Genomic DNA, 234 nt, shown 5'->3' on the forward strand with positions numbered 1-234 from the left:
GACGACCACGACGGTAAGCGCGAAGAGATAACGGCCGACCGCGCCGTCGAATTCGAAGCCCGCGATGGAAAGCTTCGGCGCATCGATGACGCCTGACGCCGAGTCGTTGGAGAACCAGCTGAACTTGGTCAGCGCCCATTGCACGAAGAACTGCGCGGCGAGCGTCGAGACCGCCAGATAGAAGCCTTTCAGCCGCAGGCTGGGCAGGCCGAAGACGATGCCGATCGCGGCGGC

At 64.1% G+C, this 234-nt stretch carries 1 pseudogene; it reads right to left on the minus strand.

The annotated features are described in order from the left end of the window. Positions 1-234: pseudogene (locus tag E5X34_RS32800) on the minus strand (branched-chain amino acid ABC transporter permease); the annotation flags it as partial.

The sequence above is a fragment of the Mesorhizobium sp. genome (assembly GCF_004963255.1).
Lineage (GTDB): Bacteria > Pseudomonadota > Alphaproteobacteria > Rhizobiales > Rhizobiaceae > Mesorhizobium.